This window comes from Shewanella sp. MBTL60-007 (assembly GCF_019654915.1).
Lineage (GTDB): Bacteria > Pseudomonadota > Gammaproteobacteria > Enterobacterales > Shewanellaceae > Shewanella.
In genome coordinates, this window is record NZ_BPET01000041.1 from 1 (window position 1) to 21,456 (window position 21,456).

The 21,456-nt window shown below is 44.3% G+C and carries 24 protein-coding genes; 12 read left to right on the forward strand and 12 right to left on the reverse strand.

Annotated elements, in window-relative coordinates:
- The 5 genes from K5Q92_RS15585 to K5Q92_RS15605 all read right to left on the reverse strand — a co-directional run.
- On the reverse strand, positions 1-210 hold a 210-nt coding region (locus tag K5Q92_RS15585; protein ID WP_220769854.1), incomplete at its 3' end, for a hypothetical protein.
- A gap of 98 nt (positions 211-308) precedes the next feature.
- Positions 309-710: a hypothetical protein gene (locus tag K5Q92_RS15590; protein WP_220769855.1), complete on the reverse strand. Its 402-nt coding sequence runs from the start codon at positions 708-710 to the stop codon at positions 309-311.
- Positions 711-1,038: 328 nt separating this feature from the next.
- The gene (locus K5Q92_RS15595; RefSeq protein ID WP_220769856.1) at positions 1,039-2,331 is read right to left on the reverse strand and encodes a site-specific integrase; all 1,293 of its coding nucleotides are present in this window, start codon (positions 2,329-2,331) and stop codon (positions 1,039-1,041) included.
- An 85-nt stretch (positions 2,332-2,416) separates the two neighbouring features.
- Entirely contained in the window at positions 2,417-2,689 is a 273-nt protein-coding gene (locus tag K5Q92_RS15600; protein ID WP_220769857.1) for a hypothetical protein, read from the reverse strand.
- Positions 2,690-2,878: 189 nt separating this feature from the next.
- Positions 2,879-3,343, reverse strand: coding sequence for a hypothetical protein (locus tag K5Q92_RS15605; RefSeq protein ID WP_259649593.1), 465 nt, complete (start codon positions 3,341-3,343; stop codon positions 2,879-2,881).
- 260 nt (positions 3,344-3,603) lie between these two features.
- Here K5Q92_RS15605 and ccoN point away from each other — a divergent pair, with 260 nt between their 5' ends.
- The 11 genes from ccoN to ttcA all read left to right on the forward strand — a co-directional run bounded on the left by ccoN (position 3,604) and on the right by ttcA (position 13,635).
- Positions 3,604-5,040 (forward strand): cytochrome-c oxidase, cbb3-type subunit I, encoded by a 1,437-nt coding sequence (gene ccoN, locus K5Q92_RS15610; RefSeq protein ID WP_220769859.1) that lies wholly within the window; start codon positions 3,604-3,606, stop codon positions 5,038-5,040.
- A gap of 12 nt (positions 5,041-5,052) precedes the next feature.
- Positions 5,053-5,667, forward strand: coding sequence for a cytochrome-c oxidase, cbb3-type subunit II (gene ccoO, locus K5Q92_RS15615; RefSeq protein ID WP_220769860.1), 615 nt, complete (start codon positions 5,053-5,055; stop codon positions 5,665-5,667).
- An 11-nt stretch (positions 5,668-5,678) separates the two neighbouring features.
- Positions 5,679-5,855, forward strand: a complete 177-nt coding sequence (locus K5Q92_RS15620; protein ID WP_220769861.1) for a cbb3-type cytochrome c oxidase subunit 3 — start codon at positions 5,679-5,681, stop codon at positions 5,853-5,855.
- Complete coding sequence (gene ccoP / locus K5Q92_RS15625; protein ID WP_220769862.1) at positions 5,855-6,811, forward strand: cytochrome-c oxidase, cbb3-type subunit III; 957 nt, start codon at positions 5,855-5,857, stop codon at positions 6,809-6,811. The genes K5Q92_RS15620 and ccoP overlap by 1 nt, the downstream gene beginning before the upstream one ends.
- A 148-nt stretch (positions 6,812-6,959) precedes the next feature.
- Positions 6,960-7,439: a FixH family protein gene (locus K5Q92_RS15630; protein WP_220769863.1), complete on the forward strand. Its 480-nt coding sequence runs from the start codon at positions 6,960-6,962 to the stop codon at positions 7,437-7,439.
- 66 nt (positions 7,440-7,505) lie between these two features.
- A complete protein-coding gene (locus K5Q92_RS15635) occupies positions 7,506-9,890 on the forward strand; it encodes a heavy metal translocating P-type ATPase (protein WP_220769864.1) in 2,385 nt (794 codons plus the stop codon).
- Positions 9,887-10,099, forward strand: a complete 213-nt coding sequence (ccoS, locus tag K5Q92_RS15640; RefSeq protein WP_220769865.1) for a cbb3-type cytochrome oxidase assembly protein CcoS — start codon at positions 9,887-9,889, stop codon at positions 10,097-10,099. Before K5Q92_RS15635 ends, ccoS begins: the two co-directional genes overlap by 4 nt.
- Positions 10,092-10,784 carry a sulfite exporter TauE/SafE family protein gene (locus K5Q92_RS15645; RefSeq protein ID WP_220769866.1) on the forward strand — a complete coding sequence of 231 codons (693 nt, stop codon included), beginning with the start codon at positions 10,092-10,094 and terminating at the stop codon, positions 10,782-10,784. The genes ccoS and K5Q92_RS15645 overlap by 8 nt, the downstream gene beginning before the upstream one ends.
- 57 nt (positions 10,785-10,841) lie before the next feature.
- Entirely contained in the window at positions 10,842-11,594 is a 753-nt protein-coding gene (gene etrA / locus K5Q92_RS15650; protein WP_202722158.1) for an electron transport transcriptional regulator EtrA, read from the forward strand.
- A gap of 92 nt (positions 11,595-11,686) precedes the next feature.
- On the forward strand, positions 11,687-12,619 hold the full coding sequence (gene uspE, locus K5Q92_RS15655; RefSeq protein WP_220769867.1) for a universal stress protein UspE: 933 nt from the start codon (positions 11,687-11,689) through the stop codon (positions 12,617-12,619).
- Positions 12,620-12,699: 80 nt separating this feature from the next.
- Positions 12,700-13,635: a tRNA 2-thiocytidine(32) synthetase TtcA gene (gene ttcA, locus K5Q92_RS15660; protein ID WP_220769868.1), complete on the forward strand. Its 936-nt coding sequence runs from the start codon at positions 12,700-12,702 to the stop codon at positions 13,633-13,635.
- An 88-nt stretch (positions 13,636-13,723) separates the two neighbouring features.
- Here ttcA and K5Q92_RS15665 read toward each other — a convergent pair whose 3' ends face one another.
- Both K5Q92_RS15665 and K5Q92_RS15670 read right to left on the reverse strand, forming a co-directional pair.
- On the reverse strand, positions 13,724-14,347 hold the full coding sequence (locus tag K5Q92_RS15665; RefSeq protein ID WP_220769869.1) for a DUF2987 domain-containing protein: 624 nt from the start codon (positions 14,345-14,347) through the stop codon (positions 13,724-13,726).
- Complete coding sequence (locus K5Q92_RS15670) at positions 14,325-15,152, reverse strand: glucosaminidase domain-containing protein (RefSeq protein ID WP_220769870.1); 828 nt, start codon at positions 15,150-15,152, stop codon at positions 14,325-14,327. Before K5Q92_RS15670 ends, K5Q92_RS15665 begins: the two co-directional genes overlap by 23 nt.
- A 151-nt stretch (positions 15,153-15,303) precedes the next feature.
- Between K5Q92_RS15670 and yvcK the strand changes: the two genes are divergently transcribed.
- Positions 15,304-16,215 carry a uridine diphosphate-N-acetylglucosamine-binding protein YvcK gene (gene yvcK / locus K5Q92_RS15675; protein ID WP_220769871.1) on the forward strand — a complete coding sequence of 304 codons (912 nt, stop codon included), beginning with the start codon at positions 15,304-15,306 and terminating at the stop codon, positions 16,213-16,215.
- 71 nt (positions 16,216-16,286) lie between these two features.
- Here yvcK and K5Q92_RS15680 read toward each other — a convergent pair whose 3' ends face one another.
- The 5 genes from K5Q92_RS15680 to lolA form a co-directional block, all read right to left on the reverse strand.
- Positions 16,287-17,480: an amino acid aminotransferase gene (locus tag K5Q92_RS15680; protein ID WP_220769872.1), complete on the reverse strand. Its 1,194-nt coding sequence runs from the start codon at positions 17,478-17,480 to the stop codon at positions 16,287-16,289.
- 270 nt (positions 17,481-17,750) lie between these two features.
- Positions 17,751-19,037 (reverse strand): serine--tRNA ligase, encoded by a 1,287-nt coding sequence (serS, locus tag K5Q92_RS15685; RefSeq protein ID WP_220769873.1) that lies wholly within the window; start codon positions 19,035-19,037, stop codon positions 17,751-17,753.
- 18 nt (positions 19,038-19,055) lie between these two features.
- The gene (crcB, locus tag K5Q92_RS15690) at positions 19,056-19,430 is read right to left on the reverse strand and encodes a fluoride efflux transporter CrcB (RefSeq protein WP_220769874.1); all 375 of its coding nucleotides are present in this window, start codon (positions 19,428-19,430) and stop codon (positions 19,056-19,058) included.
- The gene (locus K5Q92_RS15695) at positions 19,423-20,754 is read right to left on the reverse strand and encodes a replication-associated recombination protein A (protein ID WP_220769875.1); all 1,332 of its coding nucleotides are present in this window, start codon (positions 20,752-20,754) and stop codon (positions 19,423-19,425) included. Before K5Q92_RS15695 ends, crcB begins: the two co-directional genes overlap by 8 nt.
- 9 nt (positions 20,755-20,763) lie before the next feature.
- Entirely contained in the window at positions 20,764-21,390 is a 627-nt protein-coding gene (gene lolA / locus K5Q92_RS15700) for an outer membrane lipoprotein chaperone LolA (RefSeq protein ID WP_220769876.1), read from the reverse strand.
- Positions 21,391-21,456: the final 66 nt, after the last annotated feature.

A 21,456-nucleotide genomic window follows, 5' to 3' on the forward strand; every position in this document is an offset into this window, starting at 1 on the left:
CTCATCAGTTATTTTACTTTTATAAGGAGGAACTTCAGTCTCTATTTTAAATTCCTTGTCAGAGGATTTAAACATAAGAGATGTAACTCTAGATAAAAGGTCTGAAATGGGTTTTTTAAAGAAAATGAGTGCAAAAAAAACTAACAGTGCAGTCATATTATTGTCTAGGACTGTGATAATGCTATCGATAAAACCATTTTCATCCGTCATGTGAAGCCCATTGTGAATAATCATTAATTTTCGATGCATTATACAGTTTTTCAAATAATGTGTAAGTTTTACATGCTGTTACCTATATGATACGAGTATCATTTACATAAATTCCCCTTCCTCACTTTTCCCGTCACATCATCCCGCTCAACAAAATCTAACGGCTTTAGCCCTGTCACTTCTGACACATGCACATCTAGCTCTTTGGCGACCATCTTTCGGTCATCGGCGCGCTTGAGTCGCCCCGTTCTGAATAGGGTCGCATTACCAATGGCGGTTTTATCTGATTCGGCTGGTCGTTGAGTTAATGCAAAAATGGATGATAAACCACGAGCGCGGCCTTTACGGATAAGTTGCCCCCACCAGTATGGTGCTTTACTTGGGCTGGTAACATCTGCGGTTTCTTCGGCAACAACGGCAGCATTGCACACTTGGTAAAGGGATAAAAGCGAACGCGCAGCGCGCCCAAAACTCAAACATGGTTTTACTATCAGAGACAAAGCGCACTTTTAGCCCCGCCTTGGGGATAGCGTTTAAGCAGATCGGCCAACTCTTTTGGATTGGTAATACGTACATCGGCAATATCGCCCTATTCATCAACTGGATCCCAGATAATAAGCCGTTTGGGTTTGAGCTATTTCAGCTCCGCCTTTACGTAACTGGAATTTCCAGAACCATAAGCTTGTACAACACTTCAATGGACATGTTTAAAAGAGCTTATAAGCCTTGAAACATAGCCTGCTGCATAACTTTCATTCGTTTTATTTGGGGCTAAGCCTAATTGGTGATAACCACCTAATGATTTTGATTTAGGTGGCTATAGCTCTCTTACTCAATCCCCTGCAGATAATCCAAGGGTTTATTCTGGGCACTCTCGTGACGCTCTATCTGAGTAGTGTGCAGATATTGCGAGGTGGTATCGATACTCTCGTGTCCGGCATCGGCTTGTACGTGGGACAACGGCCGGCCGTTAATATTAATGTCGTGAGTGATGCCTGTATGGCGAATATTGTGGATACTTAAGCGTCGCATCTGCTGTGCATCTTCAACAAAGCCGTCATTTTCGATACTAATGGCCGCTATTTCGATGATCTTATCTACTTCTTCTCGAATTTGACGAATACCTAAATTGGCATTAATGCTTCCGACTTCACGCCCTCGCCCAGGGGCTTTTTGCCGCACAATCAATGGGTGCTGTTCACCGCTCGATGGTAATGGCGACAGTTTTAAATAGCTCCGATATTGGGTTAATGCATCGAGTAATGCCTTGGATACGGCGACGCTTCTGCTCTTGCCGCCTTTACTCTTAGGAATATGAAAACTCCAGATCCCAGTCTGTCTGTTTTGCTTAAACTGGCTCATCACAGGTGAGTAACCTGCCCTAGCTGAAACCTCTGAGACACGCAGGTAACAAGAGTAGATAAGCTTTATCAAAAACAAGCTACGCTGGTGCAATTCTGGTTGGGCTTTAGCTAATTTCTCTACCGTTGAAACGATGTAAGACCACTGTAACTCGGTGAAGGCTAATTGATTATCATCATCTGTGTTGAGCCTGTATTTTTGTCTTGAAGAGAATCGGCTCTTATTAAGCCACATCTGCGCGGGATTTTTTTCGCAGAAATCTTCCCCCATCAAGTAACTATAAAAGCTAGATAAGATCGCGACTTTCGTCTTTAGTGCACTATCACTCAACACATAAGGCAACGTTTTGCCATCCACTTTCTTGCCTCGAAACGGCAGCCAACTTGGATTGGGGGTACGTTCGCCCGTCGCTTTGTCTTGCTTAAATTGGGCAACATTGAAATAACCGATAAGCTCACTGGGGGGCTGTTTACAATACTCTATATATAGGCCGACTTCTCGGCGCCCAACTGTACTGACGTTGAGCTTTATGACGTCAAAGCACCAGTGCAGGAACGTAGTTAACTCGCTTCGGTAGGCTTTGTAGTTATTCTCATTGTATTTCTGCTCAAACAGCCAGTCGCTGGCGTGCTCAAACACAAGGCCAGCTTCATCGAGTTCGCCAAGACTTAATTGGGTGATATGTTGATTGACTAATGGATTGCCAATTTGAATAAAATCGATGGAATCAAAAAGTGGAATAACCGGAGGTAACTGCATAGAGAGAAAAGTATTAAGGTCGATATGACTATACTAATCAGTAAGGTTAAAAAGCGGTATCGTTAATTAACCTTATGGGATTGTTTTACCGATTAATAACCGATATTGCCTCATTAACTGACTCTTGGCTTTGTTTTTTGTATTGGCAGTGACTTTGGTATTGGCTTTGGCACTCTTGTTGACACTGTTTGTCACAATGAATGCGTTTCTGACAGCTCCAAAGACACAGTTGCCATACCGCTTGCTTGGTCTCGGAGTCTAAACAGTTAAAGTCTGCGGCACAAAGTAAGCCTTGTGAAATCAGTTGAGCTAGTTTTTGTTCTGAAATTCGAATATTTAATTGCTTGTTGGCACTCATAATCCCTTCCCTTACCAATAATGACCCTATCAATTTCTTAGCTATCGACATCGCGATATTTTTTACTTAGCTAAGTTTAACAACGCAACTAGATGATAATAATTATCAGTTGCATTGTCGAGTCATTTGGATTCGTTTGTAGGAATATCGGCCTACTCACCGGTTCGCTATAAGATCAATTCCTACGGCTTATCCCGGGTTATCGGCGAGGAAGTCGAAGTTGGTAAAGTGTTCAATGCCATCGAGTTCATAGCTTACAACGGCGCTCCAAACCATATAGTTACTACTGCATGAACCGTATATTAAGGTTCCCTTATGGTTGTTTTCGTCTATTTGGGTGAGTTTTACCGGAATAACGCCCATAAACATATCTCTCCCCTGAACTTTAACCTTTATATTACTCAGCGGCTGAGAAGTTTGGATTGAAAGCTGCAAAGGCCGCTCACTGGGGGTTTGCCATGGGGTAATAGTTAACTGGATCTCTACATCGGCTACACTTTGAGCACAAGGACCAGACTTGAAATTACAAAGGCTCGGATCCACTGCCCTAGAGGCTTGCGGCTCATGTTGACTAGGCTCGCAACCCAGTAAGAATGTGCCCAATAATATGCTGCACGCAAGACATAATACTGCTGGTTTGTGAGCAACTTGCACGTTAATTAACCTTTTGATTAGAAGTGTTAACATTCTAGTGAGTACTTTGATCTAGATCAACTTATCAAGGGGCTTAATTCCTATCTTTTTTGATATAGCTCAAGTATCATGGCCATGCCTTGCGTTACATCATGAAATGTAAGGTTACACATTGACACAGAAGCTAAGTTTCCGATAGGAGACATGATTTGTCGTCATATAAACGGGTAGAGTTTTACTCTACACAATAATAAGTATAAGTAATAAGCAGTGGAAGCAATATGATGAACCATTCCCAGCCTCAAGGCGCTGATTACAACTACACCATCGTCCGTCAATTCGCTCTAACTACCGTGTTATGGGGAATTGTTGGGATGTCGGTAGGTGTACTAATTGCAGCGCAGTTAATCTGGCCGCAGCTAAACTTTGAAACTTCATGGTTAACGTATAGTCGTCTAAGACCACTACATACGAACGCCGTGATTTTCGCGTTTGGTACCTCAGCCCTTTTCGCCACATCCTATTATATCGTTCAACGCACCTGTCAAACTCGACTATTTGCGCCTAAGTTAGCCGCATTTACGTTCTGGGGTTGGCAAGCCATCATTCTATCAGCCGCAATCAGTTTACCGCTTGGTATCACCAGTGGTAAGGAATACGCTGAGCTAGAATGGCCAATCGATATCGCCATTACCATTGTATGGGTCTCCTATGCTGTGGTTTTCTTCGGCACTATCATGAAACGAGCAACGTCGCATATTTATGTGGCTAACTGGTTCTTTGGCGCGTTTATCATCACGGTTGCCGTACTTCACATAGTTAACTCTATGGCTGTACCGTTGACTATGACCAAGTCGTACTCACTCTATAGTGGTGCAGTCGATGCTATGGTCCAGTGGTGGTATGGTCATAACGCCGTAGGCTTCCTGCTTACTGCAGGTTTCTTAGGTATGATGTACTACTTCGTACCTAAGCAAGCTGGCCGCCCAGTTTACTCGTACCGTCTATCTATTGTTCACTTCTGGGCATTAGTTGCTTTGTATATCTGGGCTGGTCCTCACCACCTACACTACACAGCACTTCCAGACTGGACTCAGTCGCTTGGTATGGTGATGTCTCTAATCCTATTCGCTCCGTCTTGGGGTGGTATGATTAACGGTATCATGACCCTATCTGGTGCATGGCACAAACTACGTACAGACCCAATTTTGCGTTTCCTTGTTGTTTCATTGTCTTTCTACGGTATGTCTACCTTCGAAGGCCCAATGATGGCAATTAAGACGGTTAACGCTCTATCTCACTACACTGACTGGACTGTTGGACACGTTCACTCAGGTGCATTGGGCTGGGTTGCTATGGTTTCAATTGGTTCGCTTTACCACTTGATCCCTGTTCTATTCGGCCACGGCCGCATGTACAGCACAAACCTAATTAACGTTCACTTCTGGTTAGCAACAATCGGTACTGTTCTTTATATCGTTTCAATGTGGATCTCTGGTGTTATGCAGGGTCTTATGTGGCGTGCAGTTAACTCTGACGGTACATTGACTTACAGCTTTGTTGAAAGCTTAGAAGCGTCATACCCGTTCTACTTTGTACGATTCCTAGGTGGTGTATTCTTCCTTGCAGGTATGTTCTTAATGGCATACAACGTATTCCGTACTGTTAAGGCCCCTAAAGATTCTTTGCCAGCAATTGCTGAAGCAAAAGCAGCTTAAGGAGTAGATACGATGAAATTTAATCATGAGATTGTTGAGAAAAACATCGGTCTATTAGGGATCTTCACTGTTATCGCCATCAGCTTTGGTAGCTTGGTTGAGATAACTCCCCTTTTGTTCCAAGAAGACACTACTGAGCCACTAGAAGGTCAAATTCCTTATACGGCAATGCAGATAGAGGGTCGTGATATCTATATTCGTGAGGGCTGTTATGGCTGTCACAGCCAGATGATCCGTCCTTTGCGTGCTGAAACTGAGCGTTATGGCCACTACTCGGTAGCTGGTGAGTCAGTTTGGGATCATCCATTCCAGTGGGGTTCTAAGCGTACCGGTCCTGATCTTGCCCGCGTTGGCGGTCGTTACAGTGACAAGTGGCATGAGGTTCACCTAATTGACCCTCGCGCTGTGGTACCTCAATCAAATATGCCTGCATACCCTTGGTTAGCTGAGAACATTCTAACGGGTGATCTTACTGGTCAGAAGATGCAGATCCTGCAAAACCTTCACCCAACTCATGAGCTGTATACAGCTGAAGAGATTGATGGCGCTAAAGATGCCGTTAAGGGTAAGACAGAGCTGGATGCATTGGTTGCATATTTGCAGTCACTGGGCCACGCGCTTAAATAAGGAGGCAAAATATGGATTACGGCACATTACGTGGAATTATTACTATCGTTGTAATGGTGACCTTCATCGGTATATTTGCCTGGGCATATAGCTCTCGTCGTAAGCAACAGTTTGACGATGCAGCTAACCTAGTTTTCTCTGACGATGAGCAAAACTCGGTTTCGAAGGACTCAGGAGAACAAAAGTGATGAGTAACTTCTGGAGTATATGGATTATCGTACTCACGGTTGTGGTAATCATTGGTTGCGTTGTTCTACTACGTGCGTGTTCTAAGAACGACACGGGTGTAGAAGAAGGCAAATCGATGGGTCACAGCTTCGATGGAATTGAAGAACTGAACAACCCACTACCTAAGTGGTGGAGTTATATGTTCTATATCACCATCATATTCAGTGTCATCTATCTTGCACTTTACCCAGGTCTTGGTAGCTTTAAAGGCTTTTTAGGCTGGACGAGTTCTAACCAAAGTGTTCGCACCATTGAAGAGTCGAAGCAAGCAGTTGTTGACGCTCAAAATGAAGGCCGCTGGGTTCAGTATGACCAAGAAGTCAAGCACGCAGACGAAAAGTTTGGCCCTATCTTCAAGGCCTACGCTGACACGCCATTGGAAGAGTTAGTTAAGAATGAAGAAGCCCTTAAAGTGGGTGGCCGTCTGTTCTTACAAAACTGTGCCATGTGTCATGGTAGTGACGCCCGAGGTAGTAAAGGCTTCCCTAACCTAACCGACAATGCTTGGTTATATGGTGGAGAGCTTGAAACGATTAAGACCTCTATTATGGACGGTCGTCACGGTATGATGCCGCCAAAAGGTGGTTTACCGATTGAAGACAGTGAACTTAAAGGTCTGACTGAATATGTCGTTAAGCTATCTGGTCGCGATCACGACGAAGCGCTTGCTGCTCAAGGCCAAGGTTCGTTCATGAAAGGCTGTTTCGCCTGTCATGGTATGGATGGCACTGGCAACAAGTTTATGGGCGCCCCTAACCTAACCGACAACGCTTGGGTATATGGTGGTAGCCGTGGTGCTATCGAGCAGTCAATCAAGAACGGTCGTACTGGTGTGATGCCAGCGTGGAAAGATGTATTAGGTGAAGAAAAAGTTCACGTAATTACAGCTTACGTTTACAGTTTGTCTGACAAGTAATCACACCTAGTTAACACTGAGTGTAATATTAAGGCCTCGTAACAACGAGGCCTTTTTTTTAGGTGCTAAATCACAGTTTTAAAGGTAAAATAACTGTTCTTTTTTCCCAAGTTTCTAACAACTATTCTAATAATTATAGGTGATAAAAATGTCTACTCCACAAGCCTGGTATAAGCAGTTCTGGCCTTGGTTTCTCTTTGGATTACCGCTATGTGCTGTACTCGCGAGTATCAATTTACTGATGATAGCAATAGATACTAAAGACTCGCTGGTCACTGAAGATTATTACAAAGAAGGTAAAGGCATTAATATTGACCTTCGCAAGATAAAGCAAGCTAAACAGCTCGGTATGAATTACCTGCTAGAGTTTGATGACGAGTATGTTGAGATCTCACAGCAAGGTGGTGAAAAATACCTTGCGGCATTGAGTGTTAGCTTCTTCCACCCAACGCTAGAAGAGCGAGATTTCTCTCAAATAGTGACCGCAGATGCAAACGGTATTTACCGCATCGATTTAACTCAAGCTATTGAAGGCCCATGGGAAGTACGTATCGAAGGTTTTGATCAAAGCTGGCGTATTCAGCAGCGTGTTACTTTGGTTGATGATCAACAGTACTGGTTAAACTGATCCCTAAGGCTCTTTGCCATTGACGCTAATAAGCTATTAGAAATATAAGAGTAAGAAACTTACCGTATGAGTCAACCAAGCTGTTTTCACTGTAACGAACCTGTATTGACAGGTTCGCAATTCATTACCCGTATCAATGATGTTGAGCAGCTTATGTGCTGCCCTGGTTGCCAAGCGGTATCGCAAGCGATTATCGATGCGGGACTGACTAATTATTATCGTTTTCGTACCGAGCCAGGCAGCAAACAAACGGCTTTAGTGCCTGAAGAGTTGTCTAACTTCAGCGCTTATGATCTGCCCGAAGTGCAGCAGGACTTTATCCAACACAGAGACCAGCTTAATGAAGTGTCGTTAACGGTAGACGGTATTACATGTGCGGCATGTGCTTGGTTGATTGAGCATAAAATAAGTAAACTTCAAGGTGTCGCGAGTGTTCAGGTTAACTCTACCACTCAACGAGCACTGATCTCTTGGGATGCAACTCAGATAAAGCTCAGTGAGATTCTTAATCAAATCAGTCAAATTGGCTATCAAGCAGCGCCTTTCCAAGTCGATGAGCAAGAGATTAAGAGTAAACGAGACGGACGCAAGTTTTTACTACGACTGGGTCTAGCAGGCTTTGCCACCATGCAGGTGATGATGTTTGCCCTCGCCCTCTATTCTGGTTACTTTACCGATCTCGACACAGAGTACCGTGATTATTTCCGCTGGGTGAGTATGCTATTTGCCGCACCCGTGGTGTTTTATTCGGCTCAGCCATTCTACTTTAGTGCGGTGCGCTCACTGCTTATGGGCAGAGTCAATATGGATGTATCGGTGAGTATCGCAATTTGCGGTGCCTATATCGCCAGCTGCATTGAAACTGTAAACGGTACCGGCGAAGTGTATTTCGAGTCGGTTTCTATGTTTACCTTCTTCCTTTTACTGGGGCGTTTTTTTGAGCAAAATGCCCGTCAAAAGGCTTCTGTTAGTTCCAGCAATCTGCATAAATTGGTTCCGTTAACCGCTCAGTTAAAGACTGACGAAGGATTTGACGAGATCCCCGCCAAGCGTTTGGCCATTGGCGATATTATTTTGGTTAAACCAGGTGATGTTATTGCCGCCGATGGCGTTATCGTTGAAGGTGAATCTGCCGTTAACGAAGCCATGTTAACTGGCGAGCAGATGCCATTACAAAAGGCGTTACAGTCAGAGGTATTTGCCGGTACGATCAATATCGAGCAACCAATTTTGGTCGAGGTTACAGCATTAGGCCAAGACCAACTGGTTGCAGAGATCATTCGCTTACAAGAGATTGCCTCAAATAATAAGCCCAAGGTGGCACTGTATGCGGACAGATTTTCAAATTACTTCACAGCCATCATTTTGTTAATCGCCGCATTAACCTATCTGTTTTGGTATTTCTACTCACCGGAAGACGCGTTCTGGGTCACCCTATCAGTCTTGGTCGCGACCTGCCCTTGTGCCTTAGCATTAGCGACGCCAACAGCTGTGACTTGTGGTACCGCTATCATGACGCGCCTCGGCATTATTACGAGACGTTCTGGCATTTTTGAAAAGCTGCCAAAAATCCAACATGTGGTATTTGATAAAACCGGTACCCTCACCTTAGGTTCTTTGTCTATCAGTGATGTAGAGCTGACGGCTGACTGGTCAAAAGACAAGGTACTCGCTCATATTGCTGCACTAGAGTCTGGCTCTTTACATCCTATTGCAAAAGCCTTCGCCCCCTACTTCAGTGGTGAACTCTCGGTCAGCAATAGGCAGAGCGTTGTCGGCAACGGCCTATCAGGCACGATAAATGGCCTAGCGTATCGAGTAGGTAGTCAGCAATTTGTGAATGGCACATCGATTGATGAAGCCTCAACAATTGTTTGGTTCAGTCAAGGTGATCGTTTGTTAGCGAAAATAACCCTCGATGATGAAGTTCGCCCAGAAACCAGTAAAGCCGTTAGTCAGTTGAGGGAGATGGGTTGCAAAATCAGTATTGCCAGTGGCGATAATTCCACGCAAGTTGCCGCCTTGGGCCAGCGCCTTGGTATTGATGATGTACATAAAGGCCTTTCACCTAAAGATAAACTCGCATTAATCGACCAATTTCAGCAACAGGGCCAAGTCGCCATGTTTGGTGATGGTATCAACGATGCGCCTGTTTTAGCCGGAGCCAATTTGTCCATAGCGATGGGAAGTGGCGCAGCCATTTCAAAAAATAGCGCCGATATTATCTTGCTCGGTGATAACCTCTCTCGTTTCGCCGATGCGGTAAAAGTTGCCAAGTCCACTGGGCGGATCATCAAGCAGAATTTATTCTGGGCGCTGGGATATAACCTGTTTATAATTCCATTGGCCGTTACGGGGCACGTCGCTCCCTATATCGCTGCATTAGGCATGTCAGCGAGTTCACTCATTGTTGTTAGCAATAGCCTAAGACTTCTTAAGGTTCGTTTATGAGTATCATTTATGTCTTAATTCCAATCGCCATGTTGTTTGTGGCTGTTGCGGTAGCCGTGTTTTTTTGGGCGGTAAAGTCTGATCAATTTGATGATTTAGAAAAACAGAGTGTATCGATTCTTTTTGAAGACGATGACCAGAAAAATAAAACAACACAAAGCACTGATAAACAGGACGGCGAAACGCCGGTGAGCTTAAATCGTGAATGATTACAGCTTGATTGGAGCGTTATTGGTCGGCTTAATGGGAGCCGGGCACTGTATTGGTATGTGCGGCGGCCTCGTTGGTGCCCTATCGGCTAATTTACCCAAACAGACGTCGGGCAATGTGCTGATGTCCCAGCTCGGTTACCTACTGAGCTACAACAGTGGCCGTATTATCAGTTACACCATAGCAGGAGCCCTCATCGGCGGCAGTACCAGTGCCCTTGGATTATTGTTCGATGCTGATACATACCTTCTTGTATTGCGTATTTTTGCCGGCATTATGATGATCATTACTGGCCTTTATATCGCACAACTCTGGGCTGGAGTGGTACAAATTGAACGTGTGGGAAAATGGTTATGGCAATACATAGCACCTGTCGCCAATAAATTTATTCCTATTAAGAACCGCCCCCATGCCTTTATTGCCGGAGCGCTTTGGGGCTGGCTCCCCTGTGGTTTGGTTTATAGCATGCTTACTTGGAGCGTTGCTGCTGGTAACGCCGTCGATGGTGGCTTAATCATGTTTTGTTTCGGCTTGGGTACGCTGCCAGCTCTGTTGAGTGCGGGGATAGCAGCAAGCACTTTTAGTCGCTGGGTGCAAAAAAAGGCGGTACGAATAATAAGCGGTATTGCCCTAGTAGTATTCGGAATACAGACCTTGTATGTGGCGATTAACCAGCTTAGCTAGCTCCAAATATCAAATTAGTTTAACATAGTAAGTGAACAGTCAAAATTGAGAGAGACAATGTCAGCTGATAACAATAAGAACCGCCGTCAAATGGCGTCAGGATGTGCGATTCATTGTCATGATTGCAGCATGGGTACGCTTTGTATTCCGTTCACGCTTAACTCTAACGAGTTAGACCAGCTTGATGAAATCATCGAACGTAAAAAGCCGATCCAAAAAGGTGAACCGATTTTCAAATCTGGTGATCCGCTAAAATCATTATTCGCAATTCGCTCAGGGACAATTAAGAGCTACACCATCACCGAACAAGGTGATGAGCAGATCACTGGCTTTCATTTAGCAGGTGATGTGATAGGTTTTGATGGTATTCACTCACAATTTCACCAAAGTTTTGCTCAGGCATTAGAAACCTCTATGGTATGTGAAATCCCCTTCACTACTCTGGACGAACTTACAGGAAAAATGCCTAAACTAAGACAGCAGATCATGCGCTTAATGAGTAATGAAATTCAAAGCGATCAAGAGATGATTTTGCTCCTCAGCAAAAAGAATGCAGAAGAGAGACTGGCTGCATTTATCAGTAACCTAGCTAAGCGCTTCGGTAGCCGTGGATTTTCACCAAGAGAATTTAGATTAACCATGACCCGTGGTGATATCGGTAATTACCTTGGTTTAACGGTAGAGACGATCAGCCGTTTGCTAGGCCGTTTCCAAAAGTCGGAACTGATTGAAGTTAAAGGAAAGTACATTACCATATTGGATATAGATGCATTAAGCGAGCTATCTGGCAACAGTAACATTGCGCGATAGGAAGTATTCGGCAATCCGCTTGATCTAAAACAATATAAATTCATCGCAATCATGCAAGATGAAACTAGACGATATTAGATGAGGAAACAGTAATGATGGACTATCAGAAACTCCTTGTGGTTATCGACCCAACGACAGACAAGCAGGCGGCTCTTGCGAGAGCCGTTGAACTCGCTTCTGACAACCAAGCCGAAATTACGGTATTTTTATCCATTTTTGATTTCTCTTATGAAATGACCTCTATTCTGTCTGGTCACGAAAGAGAAGCAATGCGAGAAGGCGTTGTTAATCAACGTAAAGCCTGGATAGAAGATATCATTGAACCCTACTGCAAAGATGGCATAAAGATCACTACCGAAGTCATCTGGCATAACCGCCCTTTCGAAAGCATCATTAAACAGGCCATTGAAGGTAATTACGATCTCATCGTTAAGGGGACCCACGAGCATGACAAGCTTAAATCGGTGATCTTTACCCCAACCGATTGGCACTTGCTGCGTAAGGCGCCAGTCCCAGTACTTCTGGTTAAAGCGGATGAGTGGCCAGTCGCAGGTAAAATTGTTTGTGCAGTCAATGTCAGTGCAGACGATGATGCGAACGCAACGCTTAATGGCAAAATTATTTCCCATGCTAACAAGCTAGCGAGTCAATTTAACGCTCAGGTTCATCTCGTCAACGGTTACCCGGGCACGCCTGTTAATTTAGCAATCGAGCTTCCAGATTTTGATGCTCACACCTATAGCGAAACGATTAGGCTGCAACACGAAGAGCGGATCTGCTATCTTGCTAATGCATACGGGATCTCTCCAGATTTCTGCCATGTAAAAGAAGGCCTGCCAGAAGATGTTATCCCTGATCTTGCATCTGAGCTAGATGCAGAGTTAGTGGTACTTGGAACCGTTGGCCGAACAGGCCTTTCGGCGGCTTTGATCGGTAATACTGCTGAACATGTCATCGACAGCATCAACTGTGACCTATTAGCAATTAAGCCCGATGGCTATAAATCGCCTTTAGAAGAGCTATAAGCACTATCTAAGCTTTACCCCAAGGCATTTAGCTGGAATAATACGCGCCCTGAACATTTGTGTACTAGGCGCGTTTTTTTATGTCCGAAGAATTAACCCCAAAACAAGTTACCCGCATGGCAAAGCTACAGAAGCGACTACGCGCTGAAGTTGGCCGCGCTATTGGTGACTACAACATGATTGAAGATGGTGACCGCGTTATGTGTTGCCTATCCGGTGGTAAAGATAGCTATGCCATGCTTGATATCTTGTTGAACCTTCAGCAACGCGCACCTATTAAATTTGAAATCGTTGCCGTAAATCTGGATCAAAAGCAGCCAGGTTTCCCAGAAGATATTTTACCCGCCTATCTAGATACATTGGGCGTGGCGTACCATATCCTCGAAAAAGATACTTACTCTATCGTTAAAGAGAAGATCCCTGAAGGCAAGACCACCTGTTCGCTTTGTTCTCGCCTGCGCCGAGGAACCCTATACGGCTTCGCACAGAAGATCGGCGCGACCAAAATCGCACTAGGTCACCATAGAGACGACATCATCGAAACCATGTTCCTGAATATGTTCTTTGCAGGTAAGATGAAAGCCATGCCGCCGAAGTTGTTGTCTGACGATGGGGCAAACATGGTCATCCGTCCGCTGGCCTATTGTCGCGAAAAAGATATTGCCGAATACGCAAAGCTTAAAGATTTCCCAATCATTCCTTGTAATCTTTGTGGTTCACAAGAAAACTTAAAGCGTGCTGCAGTCAAAGACATGTTAGTACAGTGGGACAAGCAGCATCCTGGTCGTATCGAAACTATCTTTACCGCTATGCAAAATACCGCACCATCGCAAGGTGTGGATAGAGAGCAGTTTGACTTCTTATCGCTTAAACGCGATCCCGATGCACCGATGAGAGGCGATGTGGCTGAGTCTGACCTTCCTGCATTTGATTTTGTAGATGTAGCGAATAATGGCCATATCAATCTGGATAAGGCTGCTCGAATCGACGTCGTCAGCACTTATACGCCTGAGTAATTTGGCAAACTATCTTTAGTGTAAAATTTCTAGACCTAAAAAAGCCCTGATTAACAGGGCTTTTTTGTGGCAATAACTAAGCTTAACGCTATTTTACCGTCCAAGGACTGATGACGTTAGGCTGAATGCTTGAGGTCAGAGTCTCGAGCTTATCTATCTGTTCACTACCCAACCTGTACGTACCCGATACAGGGATCACCTCACCATCAATAGTAAGAGTCGCATCTTGATTAAACTCGAGGTTTAATCCGGCAATATCTTCTGCAAAATAACGCATTGGGAAACCTTGCATACGGCTGAGCAATGCATTCATCTCTTGCTCTACCTGCTTGAGTTCGGCTTTGTCATAGTGTTTCTTGGTATTTTTTGCCCTAACCTGCATTGCAATGGCACAGGTTTGCGCACTGCCTTCTACATTTAAGTTAATTAAGGCTCGATCAGACTTTAACTGGCTATCAAAGGGTAAAAATAAGCGTTGGTCTTTTGTTATGGTTAACGGAAACGTATCGTTTTCGGTCGTAATCGTGCCATCTTTGACCTTGCAGCCATTAGCCTTAGAGACAGAGAATGCCAGCTCTACTAATTGGTAGTTACCTTTATTTACCTGCTTGAGGCGTTGATAAAAGCTTTGATACTCCAGTGAGATAGGCTGAGCCTGACCCACAGCGGAAACTCCTAATAAGATACAGCTAAGCAGCAGTTGTTTTTTCATTATTATCCACTAAAAATCGTTGGTTTTGGCGTAACATTTCAAGTAGCTCATCGATATAAGCTTCCTGACGTTCTGAATAGTTGATCAAGCCATAAACAAGGTCTTGTGCTTGAGGGACTTTATTCTGCGCGCGCAGATCGGCTCGAATCGATCTCAATAATGTGTAAGCAGCGTTGGAATTAAGGTTACGCATATACGAGGCTACCGAATCCTCGACGGTTTTAAATAGTGCGACCTCGTGAGATAAGCCTTCGGTTCTTGACTGAGGCACTAGACCACAACCTTTTCTAAAACACCACTGGCCGAAAAAGTTAAGCCCCTCTTTTGCAAATCGAGAGCTGCCCCATCCAGTTTCGTTCGCGGCTTGAATTAACACCATCTGCTCTGGAATAATATCGACTCGAATCAATAGGGTATCAAGATTACTAAGGGTTAGACTTCGTAATGTGTACTGATACTTTTCAGATATTTGCTGTAATCTAAACTCGTCGGCTTCTGTAAGCTCTTTGCCATTAATGATCTGCTTCTTAGTCTCAATAAGAAAGTCTCTCTCACCCTGAATAATTGCATTCTGGTGCTTAATAGACGGTCTTAAAAAATTGAAAAATGCACGCTTCTTTTCGCTAACATCCTTAATTGCTGCGAAATCAGGCACGACATTGGCGATCTCTTCGTTGACGACGGCTTTTCCCAGTGTCTGGGTTTGCTGCTCACTGCTGGGAATAAATACCAATCTCACGACCAACAATAGCCCAAGCACCGTACCTAAGGCGATGGTAAACAGCCCTACTTTACCTGTTTTCACTCATTATCCTTTATTGATCTCTTGTTTAACTCGTTTTTGGGTATTATAAGCTAGCTTTAACTGAGAATACATCGCGAAAATTTTTGTTTATCTAGGTATAATGTCGGCTTCTTTATATATCAGTGTCGGGTATTCAGGAAGGAGACCCTAAATGAAACATAATAGCCTTAATCAATATAACCATGTGGTAGCCATTGGTGGCGGGCATGGACTAGGACGAGTGCTTTCCGCGCTTTCTTTTTTAGGCCCTAAGCTGACAGGGATTGTCGCAACAACCGATAACGGTGGCTCAACGGGCCGTTTAAGAGCTGAGAAAGAGTGTATCGCTTGGGGAGACTTGCGAAACTGCTTAACTCAGTTAGCAAAACGTCCTTCAGTTGGCTCATTAATGTTTGAATATCGTTTCGGTGGTGACAGTGAACTGACAGGGCATAATCTCGGTAACTTAATGCTGATGGCTCTGGATGAACTCTGCGTACGCCCCCTTGACGCAATTAACTTGGTTCGAAACTTTCTCAATATCGACACTCGCTTGATCCCTATGTCTGAGGAACCAACACACTTGGTCGCGCTACAAGCAAGTGGCGAGAGTGTTTTCGGCGAAACTAATGTCGATAAAATGCAAGATACACCAATCGCCCTATCACTCGACCCGCAAGTACAGGCGACTTGTGAAGCATGTGAAGCTATCCGCGATGCAGAGATAATCATTTTGGGCCCAGGTAGCTTCTTAACCAGTATTATGCCGCCGTTATTGCTACCTAAGATTGCCAAAGCTCTTGCTCAATCTAAAGCCGAGGTGATCCTTATCGATAATCTTACAAAAGAGCCCTCACCCATTGCGGATTGCAGTGTGAGTAATAAGATCGATTGGTGCCATCAGGTGTTAGGATTAAAAATTATCGACAAAATACTCTGCCATGGTGAAACCAGTTATGAATCGGCTAATATCAGTTATTATCCGCTTCGTAGCTCACACCACATTGGGTTACATGATAAACAAGCACTTGCCGATGCGCTCTCCATTATGGTGAGCCAAAGGACATATTTAAAGCAGGCTTAGCCAAATGGCATCCCAAAAAAAAGGACCTTTACAGGTCCTTTTTATTACAAGCAAATCGTTATTAAGTTTGCTTAAAGTACTTTTGCAATGGCGTTACAGATCACTGGCATATTTGACTTAGTCATGCCTGCGACGCTAATGCGGCCAGAACCTACGATATAGACGGCAAACTCATCTCTTAAACGGTTCACCTGCTCTTTAGTTAGACCTGAGAAGCTGAACATACCATTCTGACGAGAGATAAATTCGAAATCTTGCTCAACACCCGCTGCTTTAAGTGACTCGACAAACAGGGTACGCATTTCGGCGATACGCTCACGCATCTCTTGTAACTCTTCATGCCAAAGCTGCTTTAGCGCTTCATCTTCTAGGATGGTGCTTACGATTAATGCACCATGTGCAGGAGGGTTCGAGTAAGAAGCGCGAATGGTGCTCTTTATCTGGCTAAATGCATTGACCGCTTCTTCGCTGTTAGCCGCTACAACCGTGACGGCGCCAATACGCTCATTATATAGGCCAAAGTTTTTAGAGAATGAGTTAGCAACAATCAGTTCAGGTACCGTATTAGCAACAATACGTAAGCCTTGGGCATCTTCTTCAACACCAGCCCCGAAGCCTTGGTAGGCAAAATCAAACAGCGGCACTAAGGATTTAGCTAAACAAAGATCAGCGACTTGTTGCCATTGCGCATTGTCTAAATCAATACCAGTCGGGTTATGACAGCAGCCATGAAGCAAGACAAGATCGCCCTCTTCTGCCATTTTCAGATCAGCAATCATTGCATCGAAGTCTAAGCCATGAGTCTCTGGCTTGTAATAACGGTACTCTGCAATCTCTAATCCAGCTGTGCTGAAAATATTATTATGGTTCGCCCATGTAGGGTTACTGATCCAAATTTTCTTTGAATTAGTATGACGAACTAGGAATTCTGCTGCGACTCTAAGAGAACCAGTTCCGCCTGGCGCCTGAGCAGTCAAAGCTCGCTGCTCAGAAACAACTTTGTGCTCACTGCCAAAAAGCAGAGTCTGTACGGCGCGGTTGTATGCTTGGACGCCTTCCATACCTAGGTAGCTCTTACTGCTTTCACTGGCTAATAATTTCTCTTCTGCAAATTTTACAGACTTAAGAATAGGTGTCTGGCCTGACTCGTCTTTATATATGCCTACGCCCAAGTTCACTTTGTTTTCGCGAACATCAGCTTTAAATGCGTCTGTTAAGCCTAGAATTGGATCTGCAGGGGCCAGTTCAACCTGGGAAAATATCATTATGGCTTTCCTAAATATTAGAAGTGTAGGGTTTTCGGGTGTATTTATAACATTGAAGCTATTTCTGAGAAAGAGAGATTTACGACTATTAGTAAATTTTGAGGCTCAACGTTTCTTTTATCAATTTCAGACTGAAAAATATAAATATTCGACAATATCGGCGTCCAATATTCACAATTATATAATCTATAAAATGGGTGCTTTTTACTCTTTGTGAAAATAAAAAAGCCTTCATAAAAGTGAAGGCTTTTTTGGCTGGCTAAAAATCGCTTATCCGATTTTCTCTAGACCGCCCATGTAGCTACGTAGTGCTTCTGGAACCGTGATAGAACCGTCGGCATTCTGGTAGTTTTCAATAACAGCGACTAAGGTACGGCCAACAGCAAGACCTGAGCCATTAAGGGTATGCAGCAAGCTTGGCTTCTTATCTGCCTTACCCTTGTAACGAGCTTGCATACGACGCGCTTGGAAGTCTTGCATGTTGCTGCAAGATGAGATCTCGCGGTAAGTGTTTTGCGCTGGTAGCCACACTTCAATGTCGAATGTTTTTGCCGAACCAAAGCCCATATCACCAGTACATAAAACAACTGTACGGTATGGCAAACCTAGCTTCTGTAGTACGGTTTCCGCATGGCCGGTTAGCTCTTCTAAAGCCTGCATTGAATCTTCTGGTTTAACAAGCTGAACCATTTCAACTTTGTCAAATTGATGCTGGCGGATCAAGCCACGGGTATCACGGCCATACGAACCAGCTTCACTTCTGAAACAAGGCGTATGCGCTGTTAGTTTAATTGGTAGCTCTTCTTCGTCGACGATGCTATCGCGAACAAGGTTAGTTAGCGGCACTTCAGCGGTTGGGATAAGGCTTAGCCCCTGACCCTCTTCTGTTGCCGGCTTAGTATGGAATAGATCTTCACCAAACTTAGGTAGCTGACCCGTACCGAGTAAACTGTCTTCGTTAACCAATAATGGTACGTAGGCTTCGGTGTAACCGTGCTCAGTAGTGTGTAGATCTAACATGAACTGCGCTAGAGCGCGGTGCATGCGAGCGATCTGACCTTTCATCACGATAAAACGTGAGCCAGTGATCTTAACGGCGTTTTTAAAGTCTAAACCGTCTACGTTTTCGCCAAGTTCAACGTGATCTTTAACTTCGAAGTCGAACTCTTTTGGTGTACCCCAACGACGAACCTCAACATTTTCAGATTCATCAGCACCCGCTGGTACAGATTCATCTGGTAAGTTAGGTACGCTCATTGCGATTGCGTTTAATTCTTCTAACAAGGCAGCAAGTTCAGCCTTCTTTTCATCAAGCTCTGCGCCTAATGATCCCACTTGAGCCATAATAGGTGCAACATCTTCGCCTTTCGCTTTCGCTTGACCAATCGACTTAGAGATAGCGTTACGTGATGCTTGTAGTTCTTCGGTCGCAACTTGTAACGATTTGCGGGTTTCTTCGAGCTTGCTTAAACGCTCAACATCTAAAATAAATCCACGAGTCGCAAGACGCTCGGCGGTCACTTCTAATTCACTGCGTAAAAATTTTGGATCTAACATATTTTTTTATCTTAATAGTTAAAAACGAGAAAACACCAATTGCTGTCCTAGATAAACGACGAAAATACATACGCCGACGTTAACAACAACATTCAATACGGCTTTAACCAAATGGCCCTGTTGTATCAACAGCAGAGTCTCATTGGAAAAAGTAGAAAACGTGGTCAGGGCCCCTAACATGCCAACCCCAATAAACGCCTTAATCTCCGGGCTAAGTTCGCTAACTTGACCGAGTGCATAAATTACACCCATTAAAAACGAACCTAAGATATTGACGACCAGTGTACCAAAAGGAAATCCACTACCAAATACCTGAAGCATCAATAATGAGATAAGATAGCGAAAAACCGCCCCAATTGAGCCACCTAAGGCTACAAAAAGAACATTATTCATATCTTTTTACCCTACTTTGTTCATCTAGTTGCCTAAGTTGAGTCAGCTTATCTTTAATTCGCTTTTCAAAACCGCGCTCTGTTGGATAATAAAACTGCTGTTCAGTTAAAGATGGTGGCATATACTTTTCACCAGATGCATAAGCATTAGGCTCATCATGTGCGTAACGATAGCCTTCGCCGTTACCAATTTCTTGCATCAATTTAGTTGGTGCATTACATAGATGTTTAGGTACAGGCTCATGCCCAGTCTCTCTGGCAAGCTGCCGAGCTCGCGCAAATGCCGTATAAACCGCATTGCTCTTAGGAGCGCTAGCTAGGTACAACACAGCTTGTGCTATCGCTCGCTCGCCCTCTGATGGACCGACTCGGTGAAAACATTCCCAAGCATTAACGGCGACAGTCATTGCCATAGGATCTGCATTACCTATGTCTTCTGATGCGATAGCTAACAATCGGCGTGCTACGTAGAGGGGATCGCATCCTCCCTCAAGCATTCGACAATACCAATAAAGTGCTGCATCGGGAGCCGAACCGCGAATAGACTTATGTACAGCCGAAATTAAGTCGTAATATTGATCGCCATTTTTATCAAAGCCTGCTAGTTGCTGACCTGCAACCTGAACAATCATCTCCTCGGTAAAGGCTTCGCCATCTTTGAGCATGTCGCTCATAAGCTCAATCAGGTTTAACGCCTTGCGCGCATCACCATCACAAGTTTGCGCCAGCTTTAACGCTACCTCTGCGGGTAGAGTAAGCTTTCGCTTGCCTAACCCCCGTTCTTCATCTTGAAGCGCCTGCTGGACGATCTGCTCTATCTCTTGTGGCTCTAACTGTTTAATCACATAAACCCGAGCTCGAGATAGCAATGCATTATTAATCTCAAAAGAGGGGTTTTCTGTGGTGGCACCGACAAAAATGACCGTACCATCTTCGATAAATGGCAGAAAAGCGTCCTGCTGGCTTTTGTTAAAACGGTGAACCTCATCGACAAATAACAAGGTGCGCTGGCCACGAGATTGAGCCACGTTTTTAGCGTGTTCAATGGCGCTGCGGATCTCTTTTACGCCTGAAGTCACCGCTGAAATACGCTCTACATGGGCATTAGCATAACGGGCGACTAACTCTGCTAATGTGGTTTTGCCAGTGCCTGGCGGCCCCCAAAACATCATCGAGTGTGCACGCCCAGCCTCAAGTGCCTGGCGCAAAGGTTGCCCTTCCCCAAGCAAGTGAGATTGACCGATATACTGCTCTAATGTTTCCGGCCTCATTCTCGCGGCTAGAGGGCGAAAATCCGGAGCAAAATCAAAACTTAAACTAGACACAAACTTCTCTTAATTAGGTGCGTTTAAACGCTGATCATCAATATCGACATCATCGGGAACAATAAACTTAAAAAGCTGCTTGTCATTTTCAGCTATCGAACTCTGATTCGTCAGGGTGAAATCACTGACATTACCCTGCTGATCTTTCAAAACCATTTTAGTCAGTTGTTGCTGATTAAAGCACACTTCCACTTTTGATACGCCACTGTCCAGCTCTTTAGGGCTGATCTTAAAACAGTCTCCATCATTAACGACATTATATTTCGCCCAAGTCGCATCGTCTGAATGCACTAATAGCGCGATGGGAGATGCATTAATCGCTTGGTTGATATCCATTACTGACACTTCTTCAGCAAACGGGTTATAAATCCATACATCGGTGCCATCGGCAACGATTAAAGATTCATCAGGCGCGGTTAAGTGCCAGTAAAACTGGTTGGGGTGTGACAGTGCAAATACACCCTCTCCAGTTTGAATAACTTTATCGTTAATGTCAGTCACAGTTTGATTAAAGTTGGCTTTTAAAGTGTGGATATCCGTTAGCTTTAACTTTAAGTCTTCGGATGCGTCTGCAAATGCGGGAAAGTGGCTTAACAACGGCAAACTGAATGCTACCAAGGTGAAGATTTTTTTCATTTTTCTCTCCAAGGTAAAGCCTCGGCTGAGGCTTTACGCAGAATATCTTTAGTGTTCTTTAATAAT

Bases quoted from the DNA above. Each gene is read 5' to 3' on its own strand.
- K5Q92_RS15595 (WP_220769856.1), bottom strand. From the start codon at position 2,331: ATGCAGTTACCTCCGGTTATTCCACTTTTTGATTCCATCGATTTTATT.
- K5Q92_RS15600 (WP_220769857.1), bottom strand. From the start codon at position 2,689: ATGAGTGCCAACAAGCAATTAAATATTCGAATTTCAGAACAAAAACTA.
- ccoN (WP_220769859.1), top strand. From the start codon at position 3,604: ATGATGAACCATTCCCAGCCTCAAGGCGCTGATTACAACTACACCATC.
- ccoO (WP_220769860.1), top strand. From the start codon at position 5,053: ATGAAATTTAATCATGAGATTGTTGAGAAAAACATCGGTCTATTAGGG.
- K5Q92_RS15620 (WP_220769861.1), top strand. From the start codon at position 5,679: ATGGATTACGGCACATTACGTGGAATTATTACTATCGTTGTAATGGTG.
- ccoP (WP_220769862.1), top strand. From the start codon at position 5,855: ATGAGTAACTTCTGGAGTATATGGATTATCGTACTCACGGTTGTGGTA.
- K5Q92_RS15630 (WP_220769863.1), top strand. From the start codon at position 6,960: ATGTCTACTCCACAAGCCTGGTATAAGCAGTTCTGGCCTTGGTTTCTC.
- K5Q92_RS15635 (WP_220769864.1), top strand. From the start codon at position 7,506: ATGAGTCAACCAAGCTGTTTTCACTGTAACGAACCTGTATTGACAGGT.
- ccoS (WP_220769865.1), top strand. From the start codon at position 9,887: ATGAGTATCATTTATGTCTTAATTCCAATCGCCATGTTGTTTGTGGCT.
- etrA (WP_202722158.1), top strand. From the start codon at position 10,842: ATGTCAGCTGATAACAATAAGAACCGCCGTCAAATGGCGTCAGGATGT.
- uspE (WP_220769867.1), top strand. From the start codon at position 11,687: ATGATGGACTATCAGAAACTCCTTGTGGTTATCGACCCAACGACAGAC.
- ttcA (WP_220769868.1), top strand. From the start codon at position 12,700: ATGTCCGAAGAATTAACCCCAAAACAAGTTACCCGCATGGCAAAGCTA.
- K5Q92_RS15665 (WP_220769869.1), bottom strand. From the start codon at position 14,347: ATGAAAAAACAACTGCTGCTTAGCTGTATCTTATTAGGAGTTTCCGCT.
- yvcK (WP_220769871.1), top strand. From the start codon at position 15,304: ATGAAACATAATAGCCTTAATCAATATAACCATGTGGTAGCCATTGGT.
- K5Q92_RS15680 (WP_220769872.1), bottom strand. From the start codon at position 17,480: ATGATATTTTCCCAGGTTGAACTGGCCCCTGCAGATCCAATTCTAGGC.
- serS (WP_220769873.1), bottom strand. From the start codon at position 19,037: ATGTTAGATCCAAAATTTTTACGCAGTGAATTAGAAGTGACCGCCGAG.
- crcB (WP_220769874.1), bottom strand. From the start codon at position 19,430: ATGAATAATGTTCTTTTTGTAGCCTTAGGTGGCTCAATTGGGGCGGTT.
- lolA (WP_220769876.1), bottom strand. From the start codon at position 21,390: ATGAAAAAAATCTTCACCTTGGTAGCATTCAGTTTGCCGTTGTTAAGC.